Here is a 435-nt window from a genome sequence, read left to right as displayed (position 1 = left end):
AACACGAGGAACCCGGTGCTGGAAGGTTAAGGAGAGGGGTTAGCGTAAGCGAAGCTCTGAACTGAAGCCCCAGTAAACGGCGGCCGTAACTATAACGGTCCTAAGGTAGCGAAATTCCTTGTCGGGTAAGTTCCGACCCGCACGAAAGGTGTAACGATTTGGGCACTGTCTCAACCAGAGACTCGGTGAAATTATAGTACCTGTGAAGATGCAGGTTACCCGCGACAGGACGGAAAGACCCCGTGGAGCTTTACTGTAGCCTGATATTGAATTTTGGTACATTTTGTACAGGATAGGCGGGAGCCATTGAAACCGGAGCGCTAGCTTCGGTGGAGGCGCTGGTGGGATACCGCCCTGAATGTATTGAAATTCTAACCTACGGGTCTTATCGACCCGGGAGACAGTGTCAGGTGGGCAGTTTAACTGGGGTGGTTT

General features: G+C 52.0%; 1 rRNA gene. It reads left to right on the top strand.

Going from position 1 to position 435, the window contains the following annotated elements:
* Nucleotides 1-435: ribosomal RNA gene (locus OO306_RS28215) — 23S ribosomal RNA — on the top strand; the annotation flags it as partial.

Source organism: Pseudomonas sp. DCB_AW, assembly GCF_026240895.1.
In the GTDB taxonomy this organism is placed as follows: domain Bacteria; phylum Pseudomonadota; class Gammaproteobacteria; order Pseudomonadales; family Pseudomonadaceae; genus Aquipseudomonas; species Aquipseudomonas kermanshahensis.
The sequence above is the reverse complement of the archived record's forward strand: the minus strand, read 5'-3'. Positions and strand labels throughout refer to the sequence as shown.